Raw genomic sequence first — 26,852 nt, forward strand, 5'->3', positions numbered from 1 at the left:
TGAGTGCCAATTCTAGCCGATCACCCGCCGCCGAGCCGGGCTAGGGGACGCGGTGTCCCGATGCCCGGAACAGCTCGTACCACTCGGCCCGCGTGAGCGGGATGTCCGATCCCTGCGCCGCACCGGCGACCCTCTCGGGACTCGTCGTTCCCAGCACGACCTGCATATCGGCGGGGTGCCGGGTGATCCATGCCGTGGCGATCGCGATCGGCGGCACGTCGTAGCGCGCGGCGAGCCGGTCGATCACGGTGTTGAGCTCGGGGTAGTCGGGCGATCCCAGGAAGACGCCGTTGAAGAAGCCGGCCTGGAACGGCGACCACGCCTGGATGGTGATGTCGTGCAGGCGGCAGTAGTCGACGATGCCGCCGCCGTCGAGCGTGATCGACTGCTGCTCGTCGGCCATGTTGGCGGCGACGCCCTGGGCCACGATCGGCGAGTGCGTGATCGAGAGCTGCAGCTGGTTGGCCACGAGAGGCTGGCGAACGTGCTTGCGCAGCAGATCGATCTGCCGCGGCGTGTGGTTGGACACCCCGAACGCGCGCACCTTTCCCGCCGCATGAAGTTCGTCGAACGCGCGGGCGACCTCCTCGGGCTCGACGAGCGCATCGGGGCGGTGCAGCAGCAGGACGTCGATCCGATCGGTGTCCAGGGCCTCGAGCGACCCGTTCACGGACTCCATCAGGTGCTCGTAGGAGAAATCGAAGTACGGCCCATCCCCCACGATACCGGCCTTGGTCTGGATCGTGATCTCGTCGCGCTGCGACGGCGTGAGGGCCATCGCCTCGGCGAACCGGCGCTCGCACCCGTGCAGATCCCCGCCGTACACGTCGGCGTGGTCGACGAAGTCGATGCCGGCATCCCGTGCCGTCCGCACGAGTTCCCGCACCTCGTCATCGGTCTTGTCGCCGATGCGCATCAGCCCGAGCACCACGTTCGGCGCCACGATGTCGGTTCCGGTCAGGGTGAACGTCTTCATCATTCCTCTTCCTCTTGGCTTCTCTGATTCACACGTCTGGCGCGGGTCACGGGGTGAGCGCCCGCACCACGGAGTCGGCCAGCAGCCGCCCGGGCAGGGTGAGCACCACGCGGCCGTGCACGGCCTCGCGCCCATCCACCAAGCCGTCCGCGACCAGTCCCGCGACCGCCCGACGACCTCGGCCGTCGAGGGCGTCGACCGGCAGGCCGTCCCGGATGCGGGATTCCAGCAGCACCCGCTCGAGCAGACGCGCCTCGGCGCCGGGTCGTTCGCGCCCGGCCGAGGGCGACTCCCCGCCCGCCAGGCGGAGGGCGTAGGCGGACGGATGCTTGACGTTCCACCATCGGGTTCCGGCGATGTGGCTGTGGGCGCCCGGTCCGAAGCCCCACCAATCGGATCCGCGCCAGTAGGCGAGATTGTGACGGGACCGCTGCGCGGGTGTGCGAGCCCAGTTGCTCACCTCGTACCACTCGAAGCCCGCTGCCCCCAGCATCCGGTCCGCCGTCTCGTACATATCCGCTTGAAGGTCATCGTCCGGAGCGGGCACCTCGCCGCGGCGGATCTGACGCGCGAGCTTCGTGCCGTCCTCGATGATCAGCGCATACGCCGAGATGTGGTCCGACTCGAGCGCGAGGGCCGCCTCGAGCGAGGTGGTCCAGTCCGCGAGCGATTCGCCAGGGGCGCCGTAGATGAGGTCGACGCTGACCGCCAGGCCTGCGCGCCGAGCCGCGGCGACCGAGTTCGCGACGTTGGCCGGCGAGTGAGTGCGATCGAGCGCGGCCAGCACGTGCGGCACGGCCGACTGCATGCCGACGGAGAGCCGCGTGACTCCGGCGGCGGCGAGCTCCGCGGCCACCGCATCCGTCACCGTGTCCGGGTTCGCCTCGACCGTGACTTCGGCATCGTCCGCCAGGCCGAAGGCGTCTCGCACGCCGTCCAGCATGCGTGCCAGGTCGCCGGGCGGCAGCAGCGTCGGCGTGCCGCCGCCGAAGAAGGCGGTGGATGCGGGGCGCGGCGGCGCCGCGGCCGCCAGCACCCGGCGCGCGAGCGCGATCTCCTCGAGCAGGACGTCGGCGTACTGGTCCTGCCGAGCACCGCGCAGCTCATCCGAGGTGTAGGTGTTGAAGTCGCAGTAGCCGCAGCGCACGCGGCAGAAGGGCACGTGCAGGTAGACGCCGAAGTCCGTGTGCGCGTCGATCACCGTGCCGGGCGGCAGCGTGCCGTCTGCCGGCGCCGGCTCGCCGAGCGGGAGCGGACCGCCCATCAGGTGGGGGTGGAGTACAGCGGCGAGATGGCGCGCAGGTATCCCTTGAAGAGCTCCCGGCGTCGGCGACGGGTCAGGGCGGGGATCATCTTGTACGCGAGCGCAGTCGGGGCATCGAAGGCCCGCACCGTGAACCACACCTCGTCGTTCGCGTACCAATCGAGCAGGAAGGACTCCTCCCCGCTGACGACCGATCCTCCGACGGTGCCGAGTGCGAACCCGATCCGCCGCGCCTCTTCGACCACGTAGATCACCCGCAGCTCGCCGTCGATCTTCATCCCGCGCACGCGGCCGTGCATGTGGACGGTCGTGCCGGCCCCCACGAACGGGGTGCCGTCGGAGTCGAAGCGCTGCTCGGCCTCGAGCCGGCTCGGTGCGACCGGGTGCCCCTCCTCGTCGAAGCTGACGCCCGAGTACATCGGACCGGAGGCCGGCCGCACGTCGCTCAGAGTCAGTCCGGCGGCCCTCTGAGCCGTCCACGACAGGAGGGCCTCGCCGGCGGTCTTGAACCGGGATTCACCGCTGCCGATCCGCCACGATTCCTCGGCCGGAATGCTGCGCTCCGGCGGGTACTGCATGAGATCCGGTGCCTGCGTCGCACCCACGGCGGCGTAGTCGACCGTCTCGTCCCTGAACGTGCCCCGGCGCATGCCAGCCAGCCTACTTCGCCGCTTTGGTCTCGACATCGCCCGACAGGGCGGCGATGAACGCCTCCTGGGGAACCTCGACGCGGCCGACCATCTTCATGCGCTTCTTGCCCTCTTTCTGCTTCTCGAGCAGCTTGCGCTTTCGGGTGATGTCACCGCCGTAGCACTTGGCCAGCACGTCCTTGCGCATCGCACGGATCGACTCGCGGGCGATGATTCGAGCCCCGATCGCGGCCTGGATGGGCACCTCGAACTGCTGGCGGGGAATGAGCTTCTTCAGGCGCTCCGTCATCAGCACGCCATAGGCGTAGGCCTTGTCGCGGTGCACGATGGCGCTGAAGGCATCGACCGGCTCGCCCTGGAGCAGGATGTCGACCTTCACCAGGTCGGCCTCCTGGTCGCCGCTCGGCTCGTAATCGAGGGAGGCGTAGCCGGCCGTCTTCGACTTCAGGTTGTCGAAGAAGTCGAACACGATCTCGCCGAGCGGCATCGTGTAGCGGATCTCGACCCGGTCCTCGCCGAGGTACTCCATGCCCAGCAGCGTTCCGCGGCGCTGCTGGCACAGCTCCATGATCGTGCCCACGTAGTCCTTCGGCGCCAGGATCGCGGCCTTGACCATCGGCTCGGTCACGCTGGCGATCTTGGTGCCGGACGGGAATTCGCTCGGGTTCGTGACCGTGTACGACTTCTTGTCGTCGGTCGTGACCTCGTACGTCACCGACGGCGCCGTCGAGATGAGGTCGAGGCCGAACTCGCGCTCGAGGCGCTCGGTGACGATCTCGAGGTGCAGCAGACCCAGGAAGCCGCAGCGGAAGCCGAAGCCGAGCGCGACCGAGGTCTCTGGCTCGTAGTTCAGCGAGGCATCCGACAGCTTCAGCTTGTCGAGCGCCTCTCGAAGCACGGGATAGTCGCTCCCGTCGATCGGATACAGACCCGAGAAGACCATCGGCTTCGGATCGGTGTAGCCGGGCAGCGCCTCTTTCGACGGCTTCGTCGCGCTGGTGACCGTGTCGCCGACCTTGGACTGCCGGACGTCCTTCACGCCCGTGATGAGGTAGCCGACCTCGCCCACGCCGAGCCCCTGTGTCGGGCTCGGCTCCGGGGAGGAGACGCCGATCTCGAGCAGCTCGTGCACGGCACGGGTCGACATCATCTGGATGCGCTCCCGCGGCGCCAGCTTGCCGTCGATCATGCGGACGTAGGTGATGACGCCCCGGTACGAGTCGTACACCGAGTCGAAGATCATGGCCCGGGTGGGAGCGTCGGGGTCGCCTTTGGGCGCGGGGATCTGGCGGACGACGTGGTCGAGCAGCTCCTCGACGCCCATGCCCGTCTTGCCGCTGACGCGGAGCACATCCTCGGGCTTGCCGCCGATGAGGCTGGCGAGCTCCTTCGCGTATTTCTCCGGATCGGCCGCAGGCAGGTCGATCTTGTTCAGCACGGGAATGATGTGCAGGTCGTTCTCGAGTGCGAGGTAGAGGTTCGCGAGGGTCTGCGCCTCGATGCCCTGCGCGGCATCCACCAGCAGGATCGCGCCCTCGCATGCCGCGAGCGAGCGGCTCACCTCGTACGTGAAGTCCACGTGCCCGGGGGTGTCGATCATGTTCAGGGCGTACACGTCGTCTCGCTGCGCTCGCTCAGTGACCGGATCTTTCAGCGTCCAGGGCATCCGCACGGCCTGCGACTTGATCGTGATGCCGCGCTCGCGCTCGATGTCCATGCGGTCCAGGTACTGCGCGCGCATGTCCCGGTCGGAGACGACACCGGTGATCTGCAGCATCCGGTCGGCGAGGGTCGATTTGCCGTGGTCGATGTGCGCGATGATGCAGAAGTTGCGGATCTGCTCGGGGGGCGTCGCGGCGGGCTCGAGCGGCTTCAGTGCGCGGGGTGACATGTCCCCTCGATTCTACGGGGCGGGGAGCCGGCCCAAACCCGCCAGCAGTTCGGCGGCGTCCGAGGCGAGGCAGACGCGGATCCAGCCCTCGCCGCCCGCGCCGAACGCCGTCCCCGGCGCCACGGCGACGCCCTCTTGGTAGAGGAAGCGCTCCGCCCAGGCGCCGACGTCGCCGGCGGTCGCGTGGCTGAGATCGATCCAGAGATAGAAGGCGCCCGTGGGGGTGAGATAGCGGATGCCGCGCGCGTCGAGCAGGGCGGCGGCCGCGGCGAAGTTCGCGCGGTAGTGGGCCGCCGCATCCGCGACCGGCTGCTGCGAGCCGGTCAACGCCTCGACCGCCGCGAACTGCGCGGGGGTGTTGACGCAGCTGATCGCGGACTCCTGCACGCGCAGCATCGTGTCCCGGAAGCCCGCCGGCGTCACGAGCCAGCCGACCCTGACGCCGGTCATCGCGTACGTCTTCGAGAGGGAGAAGACGCTGAACACGCGGTCGTCCTCGTCGAGCGACGCGATGCTCACGTGCGGCACGTCCCACGTGAACTGCTCGTAGACCTCGTCTGAGATGACCCAGAGGTCGTGCCGGCGGGCGAAGGCGAGGATGCCGGCCAGTGTGTCCTCGTCGAACGTCGAGCCGAGCGGGTTCGACGGCGAATTCACGATGATGGCGCGCGTGCGCTCGGTCACGAGGGCGCCGAGGCCGGCGATGTCGGGCTGGAACGCCCGGTCGGGGTCGAGCGGATAGCCGACGGGGCGCGCGCTGAGCATATGCGCGTTCATCGTGAAGGTGGTGTAGCCGGGATCGGGAACCAGCACCTCATCACCCGGAGACAGCACGACGGCCATCGCCTGATGCAGCGCCTGGGTCGCGCCCACCGTCACCCAGACGTCGTCGGAGTCCACGTGCACCGCGTTGTCGCGGGCCAGCTTCTCCACGATCGCCCGCCGGAGGGCCGGGATGCCGCCGTTGGCCGTGTAGCGCGTCTGCCCCGAGAGCCACGCATCGGCGCCTGCGCGGCGGATCGGCTCGGCGACCGCTTCGCCCGGTTCGCCGACGGCGAGGATGATCGTGCCCGGCCGCTGCAGGGCGAGCTCGAGGATGTGGCGGACCCCCGAGCCCGGCATTCCGGCGATATGCGGAGCGATGTCGGGCATGACGCCATGGTAACGACCGAACGGATGCGTGAAGTGGGAGATCGGATGCCGCCCGGCTTAACAGAATGTTCACGTCGGGCCGGCAACTTTCCCTTGCGACGGACGGCGCCAGGGGGCAGGCTCAGTCGGGTAACCCTGGGGACCGACCACGGCGCCCGTGCGCCGCTGAACCGAGCACGCGCCCTCCGGCGCACGACTGAAGGAGAACTCTCCGGTGCATGAGATCAAGACGCCAGTGTCGGCGCCCAGGCGAACCAGGCTTGTCGGAGGCGTCGCCGCGGCGGCGGTCCTCGCGGTCGTGACCGGAGGCGTGCTCATGCCGAGCGCTGCCTCTGCCGATGTGAGCCCAGCAGCGCCTGTCGTCATCAGCGAGGTCTACGGCGGCGGCGGCAACAGCGGGGCGGTGTTCAACCAGGACTTCATCGAGCTCTACAACCGGTCGGCGGGACCCGTCGACGTGACGGGATGGGCGGTTCAGTACGGCTCGGCGTCCTCCACGACATGGTCGGCCGCGACGACGCTGACCGGAACGCTCGAGCCGGGTGAGCATCTGCTCGTGGGCGAGGGCTTCGGAGCCAACCTGGCGTTGCCGCCGATCGACTCCGACGTCGACGGCACGATCGCGATCAGCGGGACGGCGGGCAAGGTCGCGCTGACATCCACCGCCCAGGCGCTCACCTGTTCCTCGTCTGCCGCGTGCGCCGTTACCCCTCAGATCGTCGACCTGGTCGGGTGGGGCGCGAGCACCACCATCTTCGCGGGCACGGGACCTGCGCCCGGAACGGCGAACTCGACGTCTGTCGCCCGCCCGGATCCGGCCGTCCACACCGCGAACAACGCCGTCGACTTCACGACCGGGACGCCCACGCCGGCGGGTCAGCCTGAGCCGCCGGACCTCGGCGACATCTCCATCGCCGCGATCCAGGGCACCGGGGCCTCATCTCCCGACGCCAACGCCCGTGCGACGACCCGCGGTGTTGTGACGGCCGCCTACCCGACCGGGGGATTCAACGGCTTCGTGATCCAGGAGCCCGGCACGGGCGGCGACGCCGACCCCGCCACGCGCACCTCCTCTGATGCGCTCTACGTCTTCTCCCCCGCCGAGACGGCCGAGGTCGCGATCGGCGACTACGTCGAGGTCTCAGGGATCATCGAGGAGTTCAACGGCCTGACCGAACTGAACACGACGAGCATTCCCGACGCGGTGGCGCTGCTGCCCGACACGGTGACCGCACCTGTTCCCGTCGTGCTCTCGACGTGGCCGACCTCCGAATCGGTGCGTGAGTCGCTCGAGTCGATGCTGATTCTGCCGGCCGGCGACTACACCGTGACGAACACCTTCTCGACGAACGGGTTCGGCGAGGTCGGGCTGGCGGCCGGTACGACGCCGCTGCGGCAGCCGACGGATGTGGCCGAACCCGGATCCGCCGAGGCCGCCGCTGTCGCCGCCGACAACATCGCGCGGCGAGTGTCCGTCGACGACGGGGCGTCCCTCAACTTCACGTCGGGGCCGAACCAGGCGCTCTCGCCTACGTTCGTCTCGCTCGAAGAGCCGGTCCGCGTCGGTGCGGCGGTCACGTTCGCGAACCCGATGGTTCTCGACTGGCGCAACAACACGTGGAAGTTCCAGCCGACGTCCCCGCTCGTGGGTGCGTCCAGTGCCGCCGACACGGTCTCATTCGAGAACACACGCACGGCGGGTCCGGAGCCCGTCGGCGGGGACATCAGCATGGCGTCGTTCAACGTGCTGAACTACTTCACGACCCTGGGCGCGTCCACCCCTGGCTGCACGTCGTTCAAAGACCGCGCGAACGATCCCGTCACGGTGGACGGAGGCTGCGACGCCCGTGGCGCGTGGGACCCGGACGACCTTCAGCGCCAGCAGGACAAGATCGTCGCGGCGATCAACACTCTGGATGCCGACATCGTGGGACTCATGGAGATCGAGAACTCGCTCGTGGTGGACGGCGTGGCCGACGAGGCGACCGCGACACTGGTGTCGGCCCTGAACGCGGCCGCCGGCGAAGAGCGGTGGGCGTACGTTCCCTCGTCGACCGAACTGCCGGATCCGGCCGAGATGGACGTGATCACCAACGCGATCATCTACCAGCCCTCCGCAGCGGCCAGGGTCGGTGAGTCCCGCGCCCTCGGTTCGCAGAGCGCCGACCTCCAGGCGTTCGGCAACGCACGTGAGCCCCTGGCTCAGGTCTTCGAGCCCGTCGGTGGTGGCGAGGACCTGCTCTTCGTCGTCAATCACTTCAAGTCGAAGGGCTCCGCCGGACCGTTCCCGGGAGACGCCGACGCCGGTGACGGGCAGGGAGCGTCGAACGAGTCGCGCGTGAAGCAGGCGACCGCGCTTCGAGACTGGGTCGCCTCGATCCAGGGCGCCACGGCGTCGGTCGCGCTCGTCGGCGACTTCAACGCGTACGGCCAGGAGGATCCGCTTCAGGTGCTCTACGACGCCGGCTATGTCGACGTGGAGCAGAAGTTCGAGCTCGGCGAGAGCTCGTACTCGTTCAGCGGCCTCTCGGGCTCGCTCGACCACGTCCTGTTGAGCGGTGCCGCGGCCGACCGCGCGACGGGTGCCGACATCTGGACGATCAACTCCCCCGAGTCGATCGCTTTCGAGTACAGCAGGTACAACTACCATGGCACGCTGTACTACGCGCCCGATCCGTTCCGCTCCAGCGACCACGACCCCGTGAAGGTCGGCCTCGAGAAGGGGCTCGAGGCATCCGTCGCGACGCTCCAGATCGCCCGTACCGAGTTCGTCTACGGCGCGAAGGGAACCGTCGCCGCGACGGCGGCGGTGGCATCGGATGTCGCCGCCACCGGCGTCGTCGAGTTCCTCGTCGACGGAGCCGTGGTCGCCACGGCGCCGCTGACGGCCGGGGTCGCGACGGCGAACCTCACCCTGCCAGGTGCGCTGACGGCCGGCGCGCACGAGGTCGTCGCTCGCTACACAGGATCCGCCGACGTGGCGCCCTCTGCCTCCGCGCCCGTCGCGATCACCGTGCGCGCAGCGACATCGGACACCGACCTGATCGCGGTGCTCCCGGTTCACGTCAACCGGGCGCTCCCTTCCACGCTGGTGGCCTGGGTAGCGCTCGAGACGTGGAGGGCACCGGCTGGGGTTGTGGAGTTCCGTGAAGGCACCGTCGTCGTGGCGACGGTTCCGGTCGTGCGCGGCTCGGCCAGCTACACGCTGCCGAACAATCTCGCTCGCGGAGCGCACGGGTACACGGCCACGTTCGTGCCGTCCGACCCCGCCAACGTGGTCGGTTCCACCAGCAGCGAGGTCGCCGTTCGGGTCGTTCGCTAGGGAGTCCGTGGGCGGGCATAGCCTGGGTGGTGTGACCGTCCAGGTTGTGCTCGTCCACGGTATCCGCACGTCCGCCACCATGTGGCGAGCGCAGGTCGAGCACCTCGCGGAGCGGGGCAACCCCGCTCACGCCGTGGACCTGCCCGGGCACGGCAGCCGCATGGCCGAGGCGTTCACGCTGGACGGCGCCTTCGCAACGATCGACGGGGCCGTTCAGGATGCCGCGGCCCGCGGCCCCGTGCTGCTCGTCGGGCATTCCATGGGCGGCCTGATCTGCGTCGATTACGCGGGACGCGAGGACCCCCCGCCCATTGCGGGATTCATCGCGGCGTCCTGCACGGCCATCCCGCGTGGTGTGGGCCTGTCCACCTATCGACTCCTGGCACGGGGGGTGGACTCGCTCCCCGACCGCGGAATGTGGCTCACGAACCGCATGCTCGATCGCATCCTGCCCGACGAGACCCGCGCTGACTTCGGAGCCGGCGGCTATGCGCTGGACGCGCAGGACATCGCGCTGCAGAGCCTCTCAGTCCTCGACCTGCTCGCGGCACTGCATCGAATAGACGTGCCGCTGTGGTTCGTCAACGGGCAGTTCGACCAGCTGCGCGTCAACGAGCAGCTCTTCGTGCGTGTCGCCAAGCATGCCGAACTGATCGTGGTGCCACGCACGACCCATCACGTCACGGTGATGCGGCCGCGGGTCTTCAACGCTCTTCTCGACGTCGCGATCACGACCCTCGAACAGACCTGATAGACTCGGTGATTGGCTTGCGTGTGGGTTATGCCCTCACGACCGCCGTGCGACATCCCTCTCCTGTCACTCGGCAACTCCATCGCTCACCGAACGAAAGTCCGATCACTCACGTGGCAAACATCAAGTCGCAGATCAAGCGCAACAAGACCAACGAGAAGGCGCACGAGCGCAACAAGGCCGTCAAGAGCGAGCTGAAGACCGCGATCCGCCGCACGCGCGACGCGATCAGCTCCGGTGACAAGAGCGCCGCCGAGGCGTCGCTCGTCACCGCGACCAAGAAGCTCGACAAGGCGGCCAGCAAGGGCGTCATCCACCAGAACCAGGCGGCGAACCGCAAGTCGGCCATCGCCAAGCAGGTCGCCGGCCTCTAAACCGCGCACTCCGAACGAGAGCCCGTCCCCCAGGGGGCGGGCTCTCGTTGTGCGTGGCGACCGGGGAGTCGCTAGGAACCGAACGGCGCCCGGGTCGCGATGACCGTGACCATGCGCTCGAGCGCGAAGACCGGATCTCGAGACGCCCCCTTGACCTCGGCATCGGCACGGGCCGTCGCCTGGATCGCGAGGCCCAGCGATGCCTCGGACCAGCCGACCAGATCGCGTCGCGCGCGGTCGATCTGCCAGTCCTTCATGCCGAGCCGCGCCGCCAGGGCGCCGGATGACTCCCGCGTTCCCGCAACCCGGGCCATCGTGCGCAGCTTGGACGCGACGGCCGCGACCAGCGGCACCGGATCGGCGCCCGATGCGAGGGCATGCCGCAGGGTGATCAGCGCTTCGCCGTAGCGGCCGGCGATCGCGGTGTCGGCGACGGTGAACGCAGAAGTCTCGACGCGTCCCCCGTAATAGCGCTCGACGATCTGCTCGGTGATGTCGCCGCTCACGTCAGCGATGAGCTGCTGGCACGCCGCCGCGAGCGCCGTGAGGTCGTCCGCGAAGGCGGAGGTGAGCGCGCGGAGTGCGACGGGGGCGATGCGCCGGCCGGCCGCCTTGAACTCGCCGGCTGCGAAGTCGAACCGGTCGGAGTCGCGCTTGATCGCGGGGCACGATATCTCGATGCCGCCGCCCTGGCCTGCCCGGACGGCGTCCAGCAGCTTCTTGCCGCGCACGGTCGCCCCGGTGTGCCGGAGGATGACGGTGGCACCCTCCTGCGGGTGCGCGAGGTAGCCGAGGGCTTCGGAGAGGAAGGCGTCGGAGCACTTCTCCACCCCGGAGACGCGCACGAGCCTGGGCTCGCCGAAGAGCGAGGGCGACGTCAGGCCGAGCAGCGACCCGGATTCATAGTCGTCGGCCCGGATGTCGGACACCTCGAGCGAGGCGTCCTCGGCGCGCAGGTACTCCCGGATGCCGGAGATCGCCCGCTCCGCGCAGACCTCTTCCGGACCCGAGACGAGCACGATCGAGGCGGGCTGCGGAGCACGCCACGACACCTGCGGAATGGCCGGCGACTTGGCCTTCGCGGGGGGTCTGCGTGCGCTCGTCGCCATGCGGCCAGCCTACCCGCGGCCGTCGACAGAGCCGCGTTCGCGCCACACCTCGACGCCCCGATCGTCCATCGTCAGCGTGATCAGGCCGTGCCGATCGGTGCGGGCGATCACCGCCCCGATGGAGCCCAGGATGTCGAGCGTCTCCTTCCTCGGATGCCCGTAGTCGTTGTCGACGCCCACCGTGACGAGCGCGACCGCCGGGGCCAGCTCTTCGTACAGCGTCGCGTCCTGGTCGGCGCTGCCGTGATGGGCGATCTTCACGACTTCGTACGAGTCGGCGAGGCCCCCGTCGCCGCGAAGGGCGCGCTGCGCCGCCGCCGAGAGGTCGCCCAGCAGCAGGGTGTGCGGGATGCCGCCGCCCTCGATGCCGAGCACGACGCTGCCGTCGTTGCCCTCGCGGAACGAGTGACCGATGGCCCGTGGCCACTCGATCTGCCATGATGCCGCGCCGAGACGACCGCCGAGGCCGGCATGCCCTTCGACGGTGCGCGCTCCCGCGGCGTGGAGCGCCGCGACGATCGCTCGATCCTCTGCGGAGGCCGGAGGGCCGTGGACGACGGTGTCGACGCGCCCGACGACGGCATCGAGGCCGCCGACGTGGTCGAGGTCGAAATGCGTGAGCACGAGCAGGTGGATGCGTCCCAGGCCGACCCGTGACAGGCAGGCGGTGAGGGGTGCGGGCACGGGGCCCGTGTCGATGAGCGCGACGACGCCTTCGGACCGCAGCAGAACGGCGTCGCCCTGGCCCACGTCGCACGCCGCGATCGACCAGTCGCTCGGGACGGTCAGGGGCCCGGCCACCCCGCGCAGGGCGACGGCCCCGCAGACCACCCCCACGGTCGTGGCGAGCGCGATGCCGGCGATCCACCGGATCACGGCATCCGCGCGAGGCCCCCTGCCGGAGGGCGCGATGACGAGTGCCAGCGCACCGCCGAGCGCGGCGAGCAGGGCGACTCCCGGCCACCCGTCCACCCATGGCAGCAGGGCCTCCGGCAATCCGGCCACCGCGTTCGCCGTCGCGGCGATCCAGGCGGACGGCAGCCAGGCGAGCGCGGTGAGGAGGGCGGCGGCCCACGGGATCGGCGCCGCCAGGCAGGCGAGCAGTCCGACGATGGTGGCGACGGGGGCGGCGGGACCGGCGACGATGTTCGCGAGCACGCCGTACAGGGGCACCGTGGGCGAGACGAGCACGATGAGCGGCCCGCACGCCAGCTGGGCCGCCAGCGGCACCGACAGGGCGAGGGCGATCGCGCGAGGCATCCACCGTGTCAGTCCCCTCGCGAGCGGCGGCGCGAGCAGGAGCAGCGCGCCGGTCGCCAGCACGGAGAGACAGAACCCCAGCGAGCCGCCGAGCCAGGGGTCGGAGACGAGCAGCACGATCACGGCTGCGCAGAGCACCGCCAGGCCGGCGCCGGTGCGTCCGAGCAGCACCGCGAGCATGCCGACTGCCGCCATCGCGGCTGCCCGGAGCACGCTGGGCTCCGGAGTCACGAGGATCACGAACCCCCCGAGCGCCACCACTGCGACGCCTACACGCACACCGCGCCGCGCCCCGCAGGCGGCGGCGGCCGCGAAGGCGAAGCCCACGACGATCGCACAGTTCGCCCCGGATACCGCGGTGAGGTGCGTCAGCGAACTCGCCTTCATGGCGTCGTCCAACGCGGGCTCCACAGCGCGCGTGTCGCCGACCGCGAGTCCCGGGAGCAGGCCCGCGCCCGGCTGCGGGAGCACCGAGGCGCCCTGCACCAAGTCGCCGCGGAGCGCGGAGGTGAGCCCGAGGACGCCCGGAGGTCCTCGCACCACCTCGACCCCGCGCGAGGCGAAGACGAGAAGAACAGCCCGGTCCCCGTCATCCGCCGCCGCCGCCGTTCCCCGCGCGATGATCTCGCTGCCGAGGTCGAGCACCCCATCCGTGACATCGTGCGCGGCGACGGAGATGGACACCGGCACCGCCAGCGAGACGCGCTCGCTCCCCACGACGATGCTCGACGCGTCGGCGTCGAACCGCAGCCGACCGTTCGGGCCGTGCTCCGCCTTCGTGGTCACGACCGCGCGGACATCCACCGCCCGGCCGCCGGCGAGCGAGACGCCGAGCGCGGCCTCGCGCGCTGGCTGGGCCATCGCCACGTGCGACGCCACGGCGGCCGAGAGCGCGAGCGACAGCACGAGAACGATCAGCGCGCCGCGGCCCGCCCGGGTGCGGTCGCCGTGCGCCGCCCACGCCAGGCCGCCGATTGCGCCGGCCCACAGGGAGGCCGCGAGCCATCCGGCTGCCTGCGGGGCGAAGATCGCCGTCAGGGAGGTCGCCCAGGTCGCCACCGCGATGGGCACGAGCCTCGTGTCGCGGCCGCTCGTCCTCATCGCGGTGTACGTCGTCACAGCGTCACGAGCGTTCGGAGGCTTTCGAGCATCTTGTCGCCGATGCCAGGCACGGCCAGCAGATCTTCAAGGCTCGTGAACCGGCCGTTGGCGTCGCGCCACTCGAGGATGCGCCGGGCCATCGCCGGCCCGATGCGCGGCAGGGTGTCGAGCTCGGCCTCCGTCGCCGTGTTGAGGTTGATCCGGCCGTCACCGGCATCCGGTCCCGCGCCCGACACGGCGGAACCGAGGGCCGCGCTCTCGCCCTCCGTCGGCACGTACAGCTGCTCCCCATCCCCGACCTGCCGCGCCAGGTTGACGGCCGCTTCGTCGGCGCCCTCGAGCATCCCTCCGGCCGCCGCGACGGCGTCCACGACCCGTGCGCCTTCCCGGAGCACATAGAGCCCGGGGTCCGAAACCGCTCCGAAGACGTGGACGTACAGCTCTGCCGCCTCGTCGGCGCCCCGATCCTCGTCGAGGACCACCGATTCGGTCGGAGCGGCGCTCCCCCTCATGATCCCGATCCCTACGGTGACGGCGAGGGCGAGCAGAACGACCACCACGGCGGCACCGATGCCGAGGCGCCAGCGGGTCGCGGGCCGCGCGTATCCCTCGACCGACGTCACCCGTCCACGCTACGAACGCGGCGCGTCTCCCCCGGCGCCGATCGACGCGTCCGTGGACTCGGTCGGTCGCCGCAGGGCTGGGGAGGAGGCTACGCCGGCTTCGTCGTGAAGCTGACGACTTTGGGGGGCCGCACCACGGCGCGCACGATCTCCCGATCGCCCACCGAGCGGAGGACGCGTTCGTCCGCGCGGGCGAGCGCCTCGAGTTTCGCGCCGTCCACGCGCGCCGACACCTCGAGCGTCGCGCGGACCTTGCCGTCCACCTGCACGACGGCCGTCACGGTCTCCTCCACCAGGAGGGTGGGATCGGGCTGGCGCCAGGGGACGAGACCGACGAACGGCGGGTAGCCGAGCATCTCCCACATCTCCTCGGCCATGTGCGGCGCGAAGAGATCGAGGATCATCGCGGTGACCTCGGCGGCCTCGCGCACGGCGGGATCCGCGGGCCCGGGGCCGCTGTCGATGGCTTTACGGGTCGCGTTGATGAGTTCCATGAGCCGGGCGACGACGACGTTGAACTTGGTCTGCTCGATGAGCCCGGGGGCGTCGGCGAGCAGGCGGTGCGTCACCCGCCGGAGCGCGGGATCGCCGTCCGCCCACTTGACCGAGGGATCGCTCGAGACGTCCTTCGCCACCCGCCACGCGCGCGCGAGGAACTTGTGGGCGCCCGTGGTGGAGACATCCTCCCAGTTGATGTCGTCCTCGACGGGGCCTGCGAAGGCGATCGCGACGCGCACCGTGTCGGCACCCGGGTTGACCATGCTCGAGGCGAACTCGACGAGGTTGCCCTTGCTCTTGGACATCTTCGACCCGCCGAGCAGCACCATGCCCTGGTTGATCAGCGTCGAGAAGGGCTCGGTGAAGTCGATGAGCCCCATGTCGTAGAGCACCTTGGTGATGAACCGGGCGTAGAGCAGGTGCAGGATCGCGTGCTCGACCCCACCGATGTACGAGTCGACGGGAGCCCACCGGTCGGCCTCACGGGAGGAGAACGCCTGCGTCGTATCGCCGGCGCCCAGGAAACGCAGGAAGTACCACGAGCTGTCGACGAACGTGTCCATCGTGTCCGGGTCTCGGCGTGCCGGCGCGCCGGTCTCGGGATCGGTGACGTTCATCCACTCCGCGGCCGCTCCCAGAGGCGAGGTTCCCTTGGGCTTGAGGTCGAGACCCTCCGCGTCGGGCAGCGTCACCGGCAGCTGGTCTTCGGGCACGGGCAGGATGCGCCCATCCTCCGTGTGGATCATGGGGATCGGCGTGCCCCAGAAGCGCTGACGCGAGATCAGCCAGTCCCGCAGGCGGAAGGTCTTGGCGGCCCGGCCGGTGCCGGCGGCCGTGAGCTGTTCGATCACCCTCGCGATCGCGTTGCGCTTGGACAGGCCATCGAGCGGACCGGAGTTGATCATGCGGCCGTCGCCGGTCAGCGCTATGCCGGTGCGCGCCGGGTCGATCGACTCGAACGCGCCACCATCCGGATCGATCGGCACGCCGTGCTCGTCGACCTCGATCACCGGGATCGCGCCGGTCACGGGCGCCGTCGTGTCCACGACGACGGTCACCGGCAGGTCGAAGGCGCGCGCGAAGTCGAGGTCGCGCTGGTCGTGCGCCGGCACCGCCATCACCGCGCCGTGGCCGTAGTCGGCCAGCACGTAGTCGGCCGCCCAGATCGGCAGGCGGACACCGTTCACCGGGTTGACGGCGTAGCGCTCGAGGAAGACGCCGGTCTTCGGGCGATCCGTGCTCTGGCGGTCGATGTCGGTGGTCTTCTGAACGCGGCTCAGGTAATCCTGGAAGCGCATCCGCACCTCTGGGGATGCGCCGGCGACGAGTTCCGCGGCCAGGTCCGAGTCGGGCGCGACGACGAAGAACGTGGCCCCGTAGAGAGTGTCGGGACGTGTGGAGAAGACGGTGACCTTCTCGGGGTGGCCCTCGATCTCGAAGTGGATGTCCGCGCCGATGGACCGGCCGATCCAGTTGCGCTGCATCTGGATGACCTTCTGCGGCCAGAAGCCCTCCAGCTGGTTCAGGTCATCCAGCAGACGGTCGGCGTAGTCGGTGATCTTGAAGTACCACTGCGTCAGCTTCTTCTTGATCACCTCGGCGCCGCAGCGCTCGCAGTGCCCGTCGACGACCTGCTCGTTCGCGAGGACCGTCTGGTCGTTCGGGCACCAATTCACCGGGCTGTCCTTGCGGTACGCCAGGCCGCGCTCGTAGAGCCTCAGAAACAGCCACTGGTTCCAGCGGTAGTACTCCGGGTCGCTCGTGTGCAGGATGCGCGACCAGTCGTATGACGAGCCGTACTCGCGGAAGCTCTTCTTGTGCTGCGCGATGTTGGCGTACGTCCACTCGCGGGGATCGGCACCGCGCTGGATCGCGGCGTTCTCGGCCGGCAGGCCGAACGAGTCCCACCCGATCGGATTCAGGACGTTGTAGCCGCGGTGGCGCCAGAAGCGCGCCACGACGTCGACGTAGGCGTAGCTCTCGGCGTGACCCATGTGCAGGTCGCCCGACGGGTAGGGGAACATGCCGAGCACGTACTTGCGCGGACGGGCGTCTTCGGACCCGCCCGCACGGAACGGGTCGGCCTCGGCCCAGCGCGCCTGCCACTTCTCCTGGATCGCGCGCGCGTCGTATCCGCCGCCTTCCTGGGGCGGGGCGGACTCGGAGGCAGGGCTGTATGACACGGAGTGGGACCAATCGTGCGTATGTCGGGGGTGCGCGAAGGCGCTCTTTCCAGATTACCCCGGACAGGACCTGCCCCCGGCGGGCCGCGGTTCGCGCCCGTCGGCGCTCACCAGCCCGGTGGAAGCGGCGCTCCCAGCGCGGCGAGGGGCGCGCGCGCCTTGATCCCGACCTCCGCGACCTCCGCCGCGGCATCCGAGAGCCACGTGATGCCTCCGCCGGCTCCGACGTATGCACCGCCGGGGTGCGTCACGATGCTCCGGATGATCATCGCCAGATCGGCGGACCCATCGCGGCCGACGTACCCGAAGCATCCGGCGAAGATGCCACGAGGCCCGCCCTCGAGGCGGTGCAGGATCGTCATGGCCGACAGCTTGGGGGCCCCCGTCATGCTGCCGGCGGGGAAGCAGGCGACGAGGAGGTCGTCGACGGTCGAGCCGGGCCGGAGGCGGCCGGACACGGTGCTGACCAGCTGATGCACCGCCGCATACGATTCGACCTCCAGCAGCCCCTCGACCCGGATCGAACCGGGGTCGCTCACCCGCGACAGGTCGTTGCGCATCAGGTCGACGATCATCACGTTCTCGGCGCGCTCCTTCCGGTCGGCGCGCAGCTCCGCCGCAAGGGCGGCGTCGGCCGCGGCATCCGCCCCCCGCGGACGCGTCCCCTTGATCGGCCGGGTGCGCACGACTCCCCCGGCGACGGTGAGGAACTGCTCCGGACTGGCGCTCAGGAGGGCGACGTCGCCGCCCCGGATGTAGCCGCCGTGGTGGGCGGGGCTCGATGCGCGCAGGCGCCGGTAGGCGGCCGCCGGATCGAGCGGGTGATCCGCGGATGCCGTCAGCTCGAACCGCGTCGTGAGGCACAGCTGATACGCGTCCCCCTCGCGGATGGCGTCACGGCAGCGCTCGATGAGAGTGGCGTAGGTCTCGGGATCGTGACGGCCGGCGACGGTTGCGGATGCCGCGGCGGGAAGCGTCGTGTCGGGCACCGGGTCGGTCGCGGCGGCGACCCGCGCGGCGAGTTCGGCCGCCCACTCCTCCGCCTCGACGCCCGGCGCGACGGCCCAGATCTCCCGTCGCGCGTGGTCGAAGGCGGCGAATCGCTCGGCGCGGAGCCAGACCTCCTCCGGGATGCCCTCGTCGGGCTCGGCGATCGGCGCCCCGGCGATGGCGGCCCCACGCTCGTATCCCAGCCACCCGACCCAGCCGCCGTGGAAGGGACCGGCGGGCCACTCGCCCGCCGGCGTGGTGTCGCACCGCACCGAGCGCACCGCCCCGGCATCCGTCTCCCGCTCGCCGCGGCCGAGGTAGCTCCAGCCCGTGTCGGCCTCTCGGCCGGCATCCAGCCAGAACGCCCCGTCGAGCGTCGCCTCGTGTGCCGCGAAGAGGCGCTCGGGGTCGGTCCAGCCGTCCAGGGCGAGGGCGGCGAGATCTGCGGACATGCTCCCCAGGCTATGGGGAGCACCTCGCCGTAGGCTCGTTGTGTGAACGAGTTCCTCACGTGGCTGCTCGATGTCGTGCAGAGCGTCGACCCCGTGGTGCGGACTCTGCTCGCGGGGCTCGCGATCCTCCTCGAGACGAGTGTGCTGATCGGGCTCGTCGTGCCGGGTGACACCGTCGTGATCGTGGCAGCCACCGCGGTCTCCTCTCCCCTCGAGGCGGTGCTTCTCGGAGTCGCCGTCGTGATCGGCGCGCTGATCGGCGAGAGCATCGGCTTCTGGCTCGGACGATGGCTGGGGCCGAAGATCCACCACTCGTGGGTGGGCCGCAGGATCGGGCAGGAGAACTGGGAACGATCCGAGCGCTATCTGCGCCGCCGGGGCGGCCCCGCGATCTTCATCTCCCGGTTCCTGCCCGTGCTGCATTCCCTCGTCCCGCTCACGGTGGGCATGAGCGGGTTCCCGTACCGGCGGTTCCTCGCCTGGACCGCTCCGGCGTGCGTGCTGTGGGCGACCATCTACATCTCCGTGTCGGCCCTCGCGGCCGGCACGTACAGGGAGCTCGCCGATACGGTGCACTTCGCCGGGTATCTCTTCGTCGGGATGATCGTGCTCTTCCTCGCCGTCGCGTTCCTCGGCAAGAAGCTCATCGAGCGGCTGGAGCGCCGCCATATGCACGATGACGTCGACGAATCAAGCGCCACGACCCCGGGAAACGGCGTGGAAGACTAGGGGGAATGTCTCCCAAGATCCACTGGTTCGCCCGGCTCGAGCACCGCTATCACGCATGGCGGGAGCGCCGAGCGCGCCGACGAGGCATGACCGCGACCATCGCCCCGTTCCCCGGCTACGGCGGCCCTGGCTGGGTGCGCGTCGTCGGTCGTGCCCTGATCGTGCGGCCGCCCAAGAAGACCGAGACGGGTGAGTACGCGAGCGTGCGGGGCTGGCGCAGCTTCATCGGGATCCCGGTCGCATTCGCGCAGGTCTCGATCAGCGTCGGCGGTCAGCGGTTCGAGATCGTCGCCGACCGCGGTGGCGTGCTCGACACCCGCATCGAGGCGCATCTCGAGCCGGGATGGCAGACACTGACGCTCTCGGTCGAGGGCGGCGAGCCCGTCGAGGCGCGCGTGTTCGTCGTCGGCCCCGACGTCACATTCGGAGTCATCTCCGACGTGGATGACACGGTGATGGTCACGGCGCTGCCCAGGCCCTTCATCGCCGCCTGGAACTCGTTCGTGGTGGACGAGCACGCGCGGCTTCCCGTGCCGGGGATGGCGGTGCTGCTCGAACGGCTGGTGCGAACGCACGACGGTGCGCCGATGGTCTACCTCTCCACCGGGGCCTGGAACATCGCCCCGACGCTCACGAGATTCCTCTCCCGGCACCTGTTCCCGCCCGGCTCGATCCTTCTCACGGACTGGGGCCCGACGCACGACCGGTGGTTCCGCAGCGGCATGGAGCACAAGCTGAGCAACCTCCGGCGTCTCGCCCAGGAGTTCCCCCGGGTGCGGTGGCTGCTCATCGGCGACGACGGGCAGAAGGACGAGCAGATCTACACCCAGTTCGCGAAGGAGTTCCCCGATTCCGTGGTCGGCGTCGCGATCCGCCGCCTCTCCCCCACCGAGGCCGTGCTGGCGGGTGGCCGCAACGTCGCCGACGATCACCTCGAGACCGACGTGACGTGGGTGACTGCATCCGACGGAGCGGGCCTGCTGGAGCGGCTCGAAGAGGTCGGGCTCGCGAACTAGGTCCGTCGGCCGCGCCGCGCGGTGGGGCGCCTCGATGTCGGCGTCCCGCCATACGCTTTCCTCGAATTCATCTTCGATATCGGGGGTCAGCGGGATGCAGGTCGAGGAGACGATCGATGTGGTGGCGGATGCCGCGGGCGCGCCCCTGCGGTTCGAGTGGCGCGGCGTGACCCACGGGGTCACGAGCATTCCCGAGCCGTGGGTGGGGCGACGTCCGTGGTGGCGGGAGTCCGGGCGCGCTCCGCGGGGGCGAGCGCTGATGCTTCTCGAGGCGTATGAGTGGCGGGTGGATGCTGTCTCGCTTACGGGCGGTGGCGCCGACGGGTCGGAACCGCTGGACGGGACGTATGACATCGCGTTCATGCCGGACCGCGGGTGGGTGCTGATGGCGGCGAGCCACGAGAGGCTCGAGGCGCAGCTGTTCGCATAGCGGCGGGCAGGTCGTCCGCACGGTCGCGTGTCGGCGTCGCCACGTAGGCTGGGCCGCATGTGTGGACGCTTCGTCGTCGCGAGAGCGGCATCCGATCTGGTCACCTTCTTGGATGTCGACACCATCGGCGAGGACCTGCCCCCGGAGAGCTACAACGTCTGCCCCACTGATCGGGTGACCATCGCGCTCGACTCCGTGAAGACGGATCCGCCGACCCGGCGGCTCGAGGCGGCGCGGTGGGGTCTCGTCCCGGCGTTGGCCGAGGACCCGTCGGTCGGTGTCAAGGCGTTCAACGCCCGGGCCGAGGAGCTCGAGACCAAGAGCCTGTTCAGGGACGCGCTGGAGAAGCGACGCGCCGTGGTGCCGGCATCCGGTTACTACGAGTGGCAGACCGAGGGTGGCACCAAGACCCCTCACTTCATCCACCCCGCGGACGGGCCGACGTTGCTCATGGCAGGGCTGTACGAGTGGTGGAGGAACCCGCAGCTCGCAGAAGACGACCCGGCGCGCTGGCTGCTCAGCTTCGCAATCCTCACCCGGAGCGCGACCGGCCGGCTCGGCTCCATCCATGACCGCATGCCGGTCTTCGTGGACGAGGCCCGCGCTGAGGCGTGGCTGGATCCGACGACCGAGAACGTGGGCGACGTGCTGGACGCCGTCATCGACGCCGCGCCCGAGGTGGCGGAGACCCTGGACGATCGCGTCGTGTCCAACGCCGTCGGCAACGTGCGCAACAACGGTCCGGAGCTCATCGAGCCGGTCGAGTCGGTTGAGCCGGTACAGTCCGTTGAGCCGGTCTGGCTCGTCTGACTGAGCCCGTACCTCCCAGCCGTCCGCTTCGCAGGTCCGGCGAGGAACCTCCTCGCCGGCTGATACAGATCCCATCGTCTTCGCGTCTGAGACGGCGCGAAGCAACCACGGGTGCGGAAGCGATTTGCGGTGCCGGTCGACCGCCTTTGAGAGCCCTTGGTGCAAGCCGGCGCGTGACTCAACATGATCCGCGCCCCTCGCATCACGTCCGGAGCACCGTGGCATCACGTCCGGAGCACCGTGGCACCACGTCCGGAGCACCGTGTTCCTGACGCCTATCCTCGAGAGGTGAGCTCGTCCGTCCTCTCCCCCGCGAACGTCGTGTCCCTTCCGGAGACCGTGTCCCTTCCAGAGACCGTGTCCCTTCCAGAGACCGTGTCCCTTCCGGGCGCCGAGTGGCGTGCCCGCGAAACCGCGCACCGCCACCGGGCCGACGCCCTCACCGCGGACCATCGGGCACGCTCATCGCGGGGCGAGAAGCACCCGATCTGGGACTTCCTGTTCACGTACTACTCCTACAAGCCCGCGATGCTGCGGCGGTGGCATCCCGGTGCCCACGTGCAGCTCGAGGACGCGTCCGCCGAGCCGCGCGCGCAGTGGCGCTGGTACGCGCCGGGAACCGCTGCCGGCAGCGTGATCGTGGACTCCGCGTCGTTCGAGCGCGAGAAGGGTGCTTCGCTGGCGCTGATCGAACGCATCCTCCGGCAGACGGCCGCGCGCCCTGGCGCGTACGGCTGCTTCGGACTGCACGAATGGGCCATGGTCTACCGGCAGGGCGAGCACCGGCATCCTGTGCCGCTTCGACTCGGCCAGGACGCGACCGACGCGGTCGTCGAGGGGCATGAGCTGCGCTGCACGCACTTCGACGCCTTCCGCTTCTTCACCCCAGAAGCGGTGCCGCGCAACCGCGACCGGCCGTCGCGGGAGGCGCAGCCGGCGATGGAGCAGCCCGGCTGCCTGCACGCCGGCATGGACGTCTACAAGTGGGCGGTCAAGCTCGGCCCCCTGGTGTCGGGCGAGGTCCTGCTCGACGCGTTCGAGCTCGCCCGTGACATCCGACTGCTCGACATGCAGGCCTCGCCCTATGACATGACGCCGTGGGGCGGCGAGCCGGTGCGGATCGAGACGGCCGAGGGCAAGGCGGAGTACGTGCGCCGCCAGCGCGCCTTCGCGGAGCGCTCCAACGCGCTGCGATCGCGAATCCTGACGGCCTGGCGGCCGACCGCTCACTGAGCCGGCGCGCACGCCGGGCACGGAACGAATCGGCCGCTCTCCGCCCCGACGTTCAGCCGGAGCTCGGTCACGCGTGTGGCGGCCTCCTGCAGCCGCTGCGCGGGCAGCGCGCCGTTCTCGATCGCGGCGACGATGCCCTCGACCATGCGCGGTGCCGTGTCGGGAGTCGAGAGCACCACGGCCAGCACCATGTCGTTTCCGGCGGCGATCGCGGTCACCGCATTCGCGACCGGGTCCTGATACGCCGGGATGCCGGAGGACTGCAGCATCCCCAGGTCGTCGGTCACCGCCAGCCCGGTGAACCCGAGATCTTCACGCGCGATCCGGTGCCACTCCGGCGAGAGCGTCGCCGGCGCGGCATCCACGGCCGTGTACGCGAGATGCCCGAACATCAGCGCCGGTGCACCGGCGTCGATGCCGGCCGCGAAGGGCAGCGCCTCGGACGCCTGCCACTGCTCCAGCGGCATGCCGGTCGACGGGATTCCTGCGTGCGAGTCGCCGGGGGCCGCGCCGTGCCCGGGGAAGTGCTTGAGGGTGGATGCCGCGAACGGCGCTTCGCCGGTCACGGCGGCGCCGACGCGAGCCGATGAATCCGCCGCATTCGTGCCGAGGGACCGGCGGTAGATGAATGAACCCGGGTCGTCGGTGAAGTCGGCGACGACCCCGAAGTTCATCCCGATGCCTGCCCTGTCCACGAGCGCGCCGCGCCCGGCGAAGGCCGCGGCCGCCGTCTCGGGCGGAGCGCTCTTGAGTTCGAGCGAGGACGGGAACTCGTCCCACGGCAGCCGGCTGACATCGCCGCCCTCCTGGTCGATGGCGATGAGCGGGGGCAGTGCGGGGTCGATCGTGAGCGCCGTCGTGACGCCGCGCAGTTCCGCCTCCGAGCCCGGGATGTTGGCGCCCATCAGGATGAACCCGCCGATTCCGGCCGTCTGCATGTACGCGCGGAGGGCGCCGGCATCCGTCGTCGGGACGTGCCCCATGACGACGCTCGCGGCGCGTTCGCGAGTCGACATCTGCGCGACGCGCGCGGATGCCGCGCCCGCAGTTTCCCCGGCGGATGCCGCCTCGACCCGTACACCGGAGTGCTCCGGCTCCGGATCGTCCGTCGGCGCGGGAGAGGTTCCGGCTGCCGCGGGTGTGATGGCGGCCGCCAGCAGTCCGACCCCGATCGCCAGGCCGCCGAGCCGGAGGATCGCGGCGCGGAACCGCGGGCGCGCGAGCATGCGCCCAGCCTACGTCCGGCTCCCTGAGCGGGGGTCGAGCCGCCGTGGCTCAGTGCCGCGCCACGATGGCGGCGGCATCCGTCCCCCCGGGCAGCACGCCGTACTGCGCCCCACGATCGGGGCCGAGCCGCGCCGCGAGGAACGCCTCGGCGTCCACCGATGGCGCGTGGCGGAGCATGAGCGATGACTGCAGCGCCAGCGCCAGCCCCTCGGTGAGGCGCCGTGCCTGCGACTGCGCTGCGACCGGCTCCGCGCCGGCCAGCGAGCGGGTCAGGGCAAGCGCACGCTCGACATGGGCGTCCAGCAGCGGCGAGGCGCCGCGCGTCTCCCCCAGTTCGTCGGCGAAGGCCTCGACGCTGTCGGGCTCGCGCGTCATCGCTCGCAGCACATCGAGTGCTATGACGTTCCCCGACCCCTCCCAGATGGCCATGACGGGCTGTTCCCGGTAGCGCTGCGCCAGCGGGAACGACTCCGTGTAGCCGTTGCCGCCGAGGCACTCGAGCGCCTCGTACGCGTGCTGCGGCCCCCGTTTGCAGACCCAGTACTTCGACACGGGGGTCGCGAGGCGCCGGAAGGCGACGTCGCGGTCGGACGCCTCGGCCTCGAACGCGTGCGCCAGGCGCATGCCGGTGAGCATCGCGGCTTCGGCCTCGAGCGCGAGATCGGCGAGCACCGCGGTCATCCCCGGCTGATCGACGAGCAGCGCGCCGAAGGCCGAGCGGCCCCGGGCATGCCACACCGCCTCGGCCACCGACTGCCGCATGCCGGCCGCCGTGCCGAGCACGCAGTCCAAGCGGGTGCGCTGCACCATGTCGATGATCGCCCGCACGCCGCGCCCGGGCTCGCCGACGAGCACTCCGACGGTTCCGTCGAACTCGATCTCTGCCGACGCGTTCGAGCGGTTGCCGAGCTTGTCCTTCAGCCGCTGGATGCGGAAGACGTTGCGCATGCCGCGGGTCAGCATCCGGGGCACGAACAGGCACGTCAGCCCCTCGTCGACCGGGCCGCGCCGTGTGTGCGCCAGCACGAGGAAGCCGTCGGACATCGGGGCGGAGCAGAACCACTTGTGCCCGGTGACCTGATAGCTGTTGCCGCCCATGTGCTCGCCCTGGGTCGTCCCCGCCCGCACGTCCGACCCGCCCTGCTTCTCGGTCATGGCCATGCCGATCAGCGCGCTGCCCTTCTCCTCGTTCGCCAGAAGCCGGGGCTCGTACTCGCGCGAATACATCCGCGGCAGCCAGGCATCCGCAATCCACGGGGTGTCCCTCAGCGAGGCCACCGCGGCGTGCGTCATCGAGACCGGGCACGCGGAACCCGGCTCCACCTGCGCGAAGAGCATGAACATCGCCGCCCGAACCGCGTGGGCCCCTTCGCGCGGCTCCGCCCACGCCGACGTGTGCGCGCCGCGCGCGATCGCCGCGCCCAGCACACGGTGGTACGACGGGTCGTACTCGACCTCATCGAGGCGGAAGCCCCAGCGGTCGTGCGGATAGGCGACAGGGGTGTGCACGTTGGCGAGGCGCGCATCGCGCTGGAAGTCGAGCGTGCCGACGTGCGCGCCCGCTTCGGTCAGCGACTCCGTCGCCCACCCTGCCCCGAAGGCGTCGACGGCGGCCACGAGCGGGGTGTTGAGCGTGAATTCATTGACGTCCACGCGGAACGGCGGCTGGTTCTCGACGTAGTGGGTGGCCGGACCGATCACGCGCTGGCCGCGTGAGTACGACGTCATGCGCGCTCTTCCTCCGCCACGAGGGCGATCGCGACCTGCTCGTCGATCGTGAGCGGCGCGTGCGTGACCAGGTCGTGCATGAACGCGAGCTTGTGCTTGGCCGGCGTGGAGATCTCGAACGGATACAGGTCGCCGAATCCCATCGAACGGTTGATCCGGTTGAACGCCCGAGACATCCAGTCCCAGTCGCCGAGCAGCTGCTGGATCGGCTGATCGCCGTAGGAGAGGAGCGGCACGACATCCGTGTCCCGCAGGTTGGTCACGGCCGCGTCGAGACGGATGCCTATGGCCGCCGCCGTCGAGAGCGTCCCGGTGATGTGCAAGTAATGGGCGAACGTCTCGGCGAAGTCCTCCCAGGGGTGCATCGTGGCGTACTCGGAGATGAACGACGTGTGCCACCCCTCGGGTGCGCCCTGGGAGTAGTGCCGTTTCAGGGCGTCCTTGTAACTCGCACGCTCGTCGCCGAAGATCTCCCGGCAACGAGCCCACGTCGCGTCGTCGGTCACGAGCACGTTCTGGTAGTAGTGGCCGACCTCGTGGCGAAGGTGGCCGAGCATCGTGCGATAGGGCTCTCCCAGTTTGACCCGCAGCGCCTCGCGGCGATCATCGAGGGTCTCTGCCAGGTCGATCGTCACGATCCCGTTCGCGTGTCCGATCATCACCCGCTTGCCGGACGAGAGGCTCGAGAGGAGATCGAAGCCGAGTCCGCCCGGCGCGAAGTACCAGGGACGGATGGGGAGGCCGAGATCGACCAGCTGGATGATCAGCCGACGCTTGGATCTCTCGGTCTTGGCCAGCTTCTCGAGGGCGATCGTGTCGTTGGCGGGAGGCGAGGTGCGCGTGAGGCGGCACGAGAAGCACCTGCCGGCCGGAGCGTCCTCGCGGACGAGCCAGTTGCACTCCCACGCGCGGTTCGAGCAGGTGTACCAGTTGGCGTCGTCGATCATCGCGCGCCCCGCTCGCACGCCCACGAACTGGCGGGTCACAAAGTGGTACGCCAGTTCGGCCTCGCAGTTGGGACACGTCAGCATGTCGAGGTAGACGAAGTGGCGACAGTGCGGACACCGCGGTGCAGAGCTCACA

At 70.2% G+C, this 26,852-nt stretch carries 21 protein-coding genes; 8 read left to right on the top strand and 13 right to left on the bottom strand.

Features of this window, described 5'->3' with window-relative positions; genetic code table 11:
• Positions 1–40 precede the first annotated feature (40 nt).
• The 5 genes from ACLQ2Q_RS04995 to ACLQ2Q_RS05015 are packed head-to-tail and all read right to left on the bottom strand — an operon-like array spanning position 41 to position 5,933.
• Complete coding sequence (locus ACLQ2Q_RS04995) at positions 41–976, bottom strand: aldo/keto reductase (RefSeq protein ID WP_425818651.1); 936 nt, start codon at positions 974–976, stop codon at positions 41–43.
• A gap of 46 nt (positions 977–1,022) precedes the next feature.
• Positions 1,023–2,240: a radical SAM family heme chaperone HemW gene (gene hemW, locus ACLQ2Q_RS05000; RefSeq protein ID WP_425818507.1), complete on the bottom strand. Its 1,218-nt coding sequence runs from the start codon at positions 2,238–2,240 to the stop codon at positions 1,023–1,025.
• Positions 2,240–2,890, bottom strand: coding sequence for a DUF1990 family protein (locus ACLQ2Q_RS05005; protein ID WP_425818509.1), 651 nt, complete (start codon positions 2,888–2,890; stop codon positions 2,240–2,242). Before ACLQ2Q_RS05005 ends, hemW begins: the two co-directional genes overlap by 1 nt.
• A gap of 10 nt (positions 2,891–2,900) precedes the next feature.
• Positions 2,901–4,781, bottom strand: coding sequence for a translation elongation factor 4 (gene lepA, locus ACLQ2Q_RS05010; RefSeq protein WP_425818511.1), 1,881 nt, complete (start codon positions 4,779–4,781; stop codon positions 2,901–2,903).
• A 12-nt stretch (positions 4,782–4,793) separates the two neighbouring features.
• Entirely contained in the window at positions 4,794–5,933 is a 1,140-nt protein-coding gene (locus tag ACLQ2Q_RS05015; protein WP_425818513.1) for a pyridoxal phosphate-dependent aminotransferase, read from the bottom strand.
• A gap of 214 nt (positions 5,934–6,147) precedes the next feature.
• Here ACLQ2Q_RS05015 and ACLQ2Q_RS05020 point away from each other — a divergent pair, with 214 nt between their 5' ends.
• The 3 genes from ACLQ2Q_RS05020 (at position 6,148) to rpsT (ending at position 10,380) form a co-directional block, all read left to right on the top strand.
• A complete protein-coding gene (locus ACLQ2Q_RS05020) occupies positions 6,148–9,255 on the top strand; it encodes an ExeM/NucH family extracellular endonuclease (RefSeq protein WP_425818515.1) in 3,108 nt (1,035 codons plus the stop codon).
• A 31-nt stretch (positions 9,256–9,286) separates the two neighbouring features.
• Positions 9,287–10,006 (top strand): alpha/beta fold hydrolase, encoded by a 720-nt coding sequence (locus ACLQ2Q_RS05025; protein ID WP_425818517.1) that lies wholly within the window; start codon positions 9,287–9,289, stop codon positions 10,004–10,006.
• Between the two features lie 113 nt (positions 10,007–10,119).
• On the top strand, positions 10,120–10,380 hold the full coding sequence (rpsT, locus tag ACLQ2Q_RS05030; protein WP_425818519.1) for a 30S ribosomal protein S20: 261 nt from the start codon (positions 10,120–10,122) through the stop codon (positions 10,378–10,380).
• 71 nt (positions 10,381–10,451) lie between these two features.
• Here the strand turns inward: rpsT and holA are convergent, their stop codons facing one another.
• The 5 genes from holA to ACLQ2Q_RS05055 form a co-directional block, all read right to left on the bottom strand.
• The gene (gene holA, locus ACLQ2Q_RS05035; protein ID WP_425818521.1) at positions 10,452–11,489 is read right to left on the bottom strand and encodes a DNA polymerase III subunit delta; all 1,038 of its coding nucleotides are present in this window, start codon (positions 11,487–11,489) and stop codon (positions 10,452–10,454) included.
• A 9-nt stretch (positions 11,490–11,498) separates the two neighbouring features.
• Positions 11,499–13,868, bottom strand: coding sequence for a ComEC/Rec2 family competence protein (locus tag ACLQ2Q_RS05040; RefSeq protein WP_425818523.1), 2,370 nt, complete (start codon positions 13,866–13,868; stop codon positions 11,499–11,501).
• Entirely contained in the window at positions 13,865–14,473 is a 609-nt protein-coding gene (locus ACLQ2Q_RS05045) for a ComEA family DNA-binding protein (protein WP_425818525.1), read from the bottom strand. The genes ACLQ2Q_RS05040 and ACLQ2Q_RS05045 overlap by 4 nt, the downstream gene beginning before the upstream one ends.
• A gap of 89 nt (positions 14,474–14,562) precedes the next feature.
• Positions 14,563–17,154, bottom strand: a complete 2,592-nt coding sequence (gene leuS, locus ACLQ2Q_RS05050; protein ID WP_425818527.1) for a leucine--tRNA ligase — start codon at positions 17,152–17,154, stop codon at positions 14,563–14,565.
• A 107-nt stretch (positions 17,155–17,261) separates the two neighbouring features.
• Positions 17,262–18,596: an anthranilate synthase component I family protein gene (locus ACLQ2Q_RS05055; RefSeq protein ID WP_425818529.1), complete on the bottom strand. Its 1,335-nt coding sequence runs from the start codon at positions 18,594–18,596 to the stop codon at positions 17,262–17,264.
• Positions 18,597–18,638: 42 nt separating this feature from the next.
• Between ACLQ2Q_RS05055 and ACLQ2Q_RS05060 the strand changes: the two genes are divergently transcribed.
• From ACLQ2Q_RS05060 to ACLQ2Q_RS05080, 5 genes are all read left to right on the top strand, one after another.
• Complete coding sequence (locus tag ACLQ2Q_RS05060; protein WP_425818531.1) at positions 18,639–19,325, top strand: DedA family protein; 687 nt, start codon at positions 18,639–18,641, stop codon at positions 19,323–19,325.
• Between the two features lie 5 nt (positions 19,326–19,330).
• The gene (locus ACLQ2Q_RS05065; protein ID WP_425818533.1) at positions 19,331–20,341 is read left to right on the top strand and encodes an App1 family protein; all 1,011 of its coding nucleotides are present in this window, start codon (positions 19,331–19,333) and stop codon (positions 20,339–20,341) included.
• 94 nt (positions 20,342–20,435) lie between these two features.
• Positions 20,436–20,771 carry a DUF6504 family protein gene (locus ACLQ2Q_RS05070; RefSeq protein ID WP_425818535.1) on the top strand — a complete coding sequence of 112 codons (336 nt, stop codon included), beginning with the start codon at positions 20,436–20,438 and terminating at the stop codon, positions 20,769–20,771.
• Positions 20,772–20,828: 57 nt separating this feature from the next.
• On the top strand, positions 20,829–21,581 hold the full coding sequence (locus ACLQ2Q_RS05075) for an SOS response-associated peptidase (RefSeq protein WP_425818537.1): 753 nt from the start codon (positions 20,829–20,831) through the stop codon (positions 21,579–21,581).
• Positions 21,582–21,956: 375 nt separating this feature from the next.
• Positions 21,957–22,814, top strand: coding sequence for a 3-methyladenine DNA glycosylase (locus ACLQ2Q_RS05080; RefSeq protein WP_425818653.1), 858 nt, complete (start codon positions 21,957–21,959; stop codon positions 22,812–22,814).
• On the opposite strand, the gene ACLQ2Q_RS05085 is transcribed toward ACLQ2Q_RS05080, so the two are convergent.
• Genes ACLQ2Q_RS05085 through ACLQ2Q_RS05095 form a run of 3 tightly spaced genes read right to left on the bottom strand, consistent with a single transcriptional unit; the run spans position 22,808 to position 26,851 of the window.
• Complete coding sequence (locus ACLQ2Q_RS05085; protein ID WP_425818539.1) at positions 22,808–24,040, bottom strand: glycoside hydrolase family 3 N-terminal domain-containing protein; 1,233 nt, start codon at positions 24,038–24,040, stop codon at positions 22,808–22,810. The genes ACLQ2Q_RS05080 and ACLQ2Q_RS05085 overlap by 7 nt on opposite strands.
• A gap of 49 nt (positions 24,041–24,089) precedes the next feature.
• Positions 24,090–25,769 carry an acyl-CoA dehydrogenase family protein gene (locus ACLQ2Q_RS05090; protein ID WP_425818541.1) on the bottom strand — a complete coding sequence of 560 codons (1,680 nt, stop codon included), beginning with the start codon at positions 25,767–25,769 and terminating at the stop codon, positions 24,090–24,092.
• Positions 25,766–26,851: a zinc-binding metallopeptidase family protein gene (locus ACLQ2Q_RS05095; protein ID WP_425818543.1), complete on the bottom strand. Its 1,086-nt coding sequence runs from the start codon at positions 26,849–26,851 to the stop codon at positions 25,766–25,768. Before ACLQ2Q_RS05095 ends, ACLQ2Q_RS05090 begins: the two co-directional genes overlap by 4 nt.
• Position 26,852: the final 1 nt, after the last annotated feature.

This window comes from Microbacterium sp. DT81.1, from assembly GCF_049844955.1.
Classification (GTDB): Bacteria; Actinomycetota; Actinomycetes; order Actinomycetales; family Microbacteriaceae; genus Microbacterium.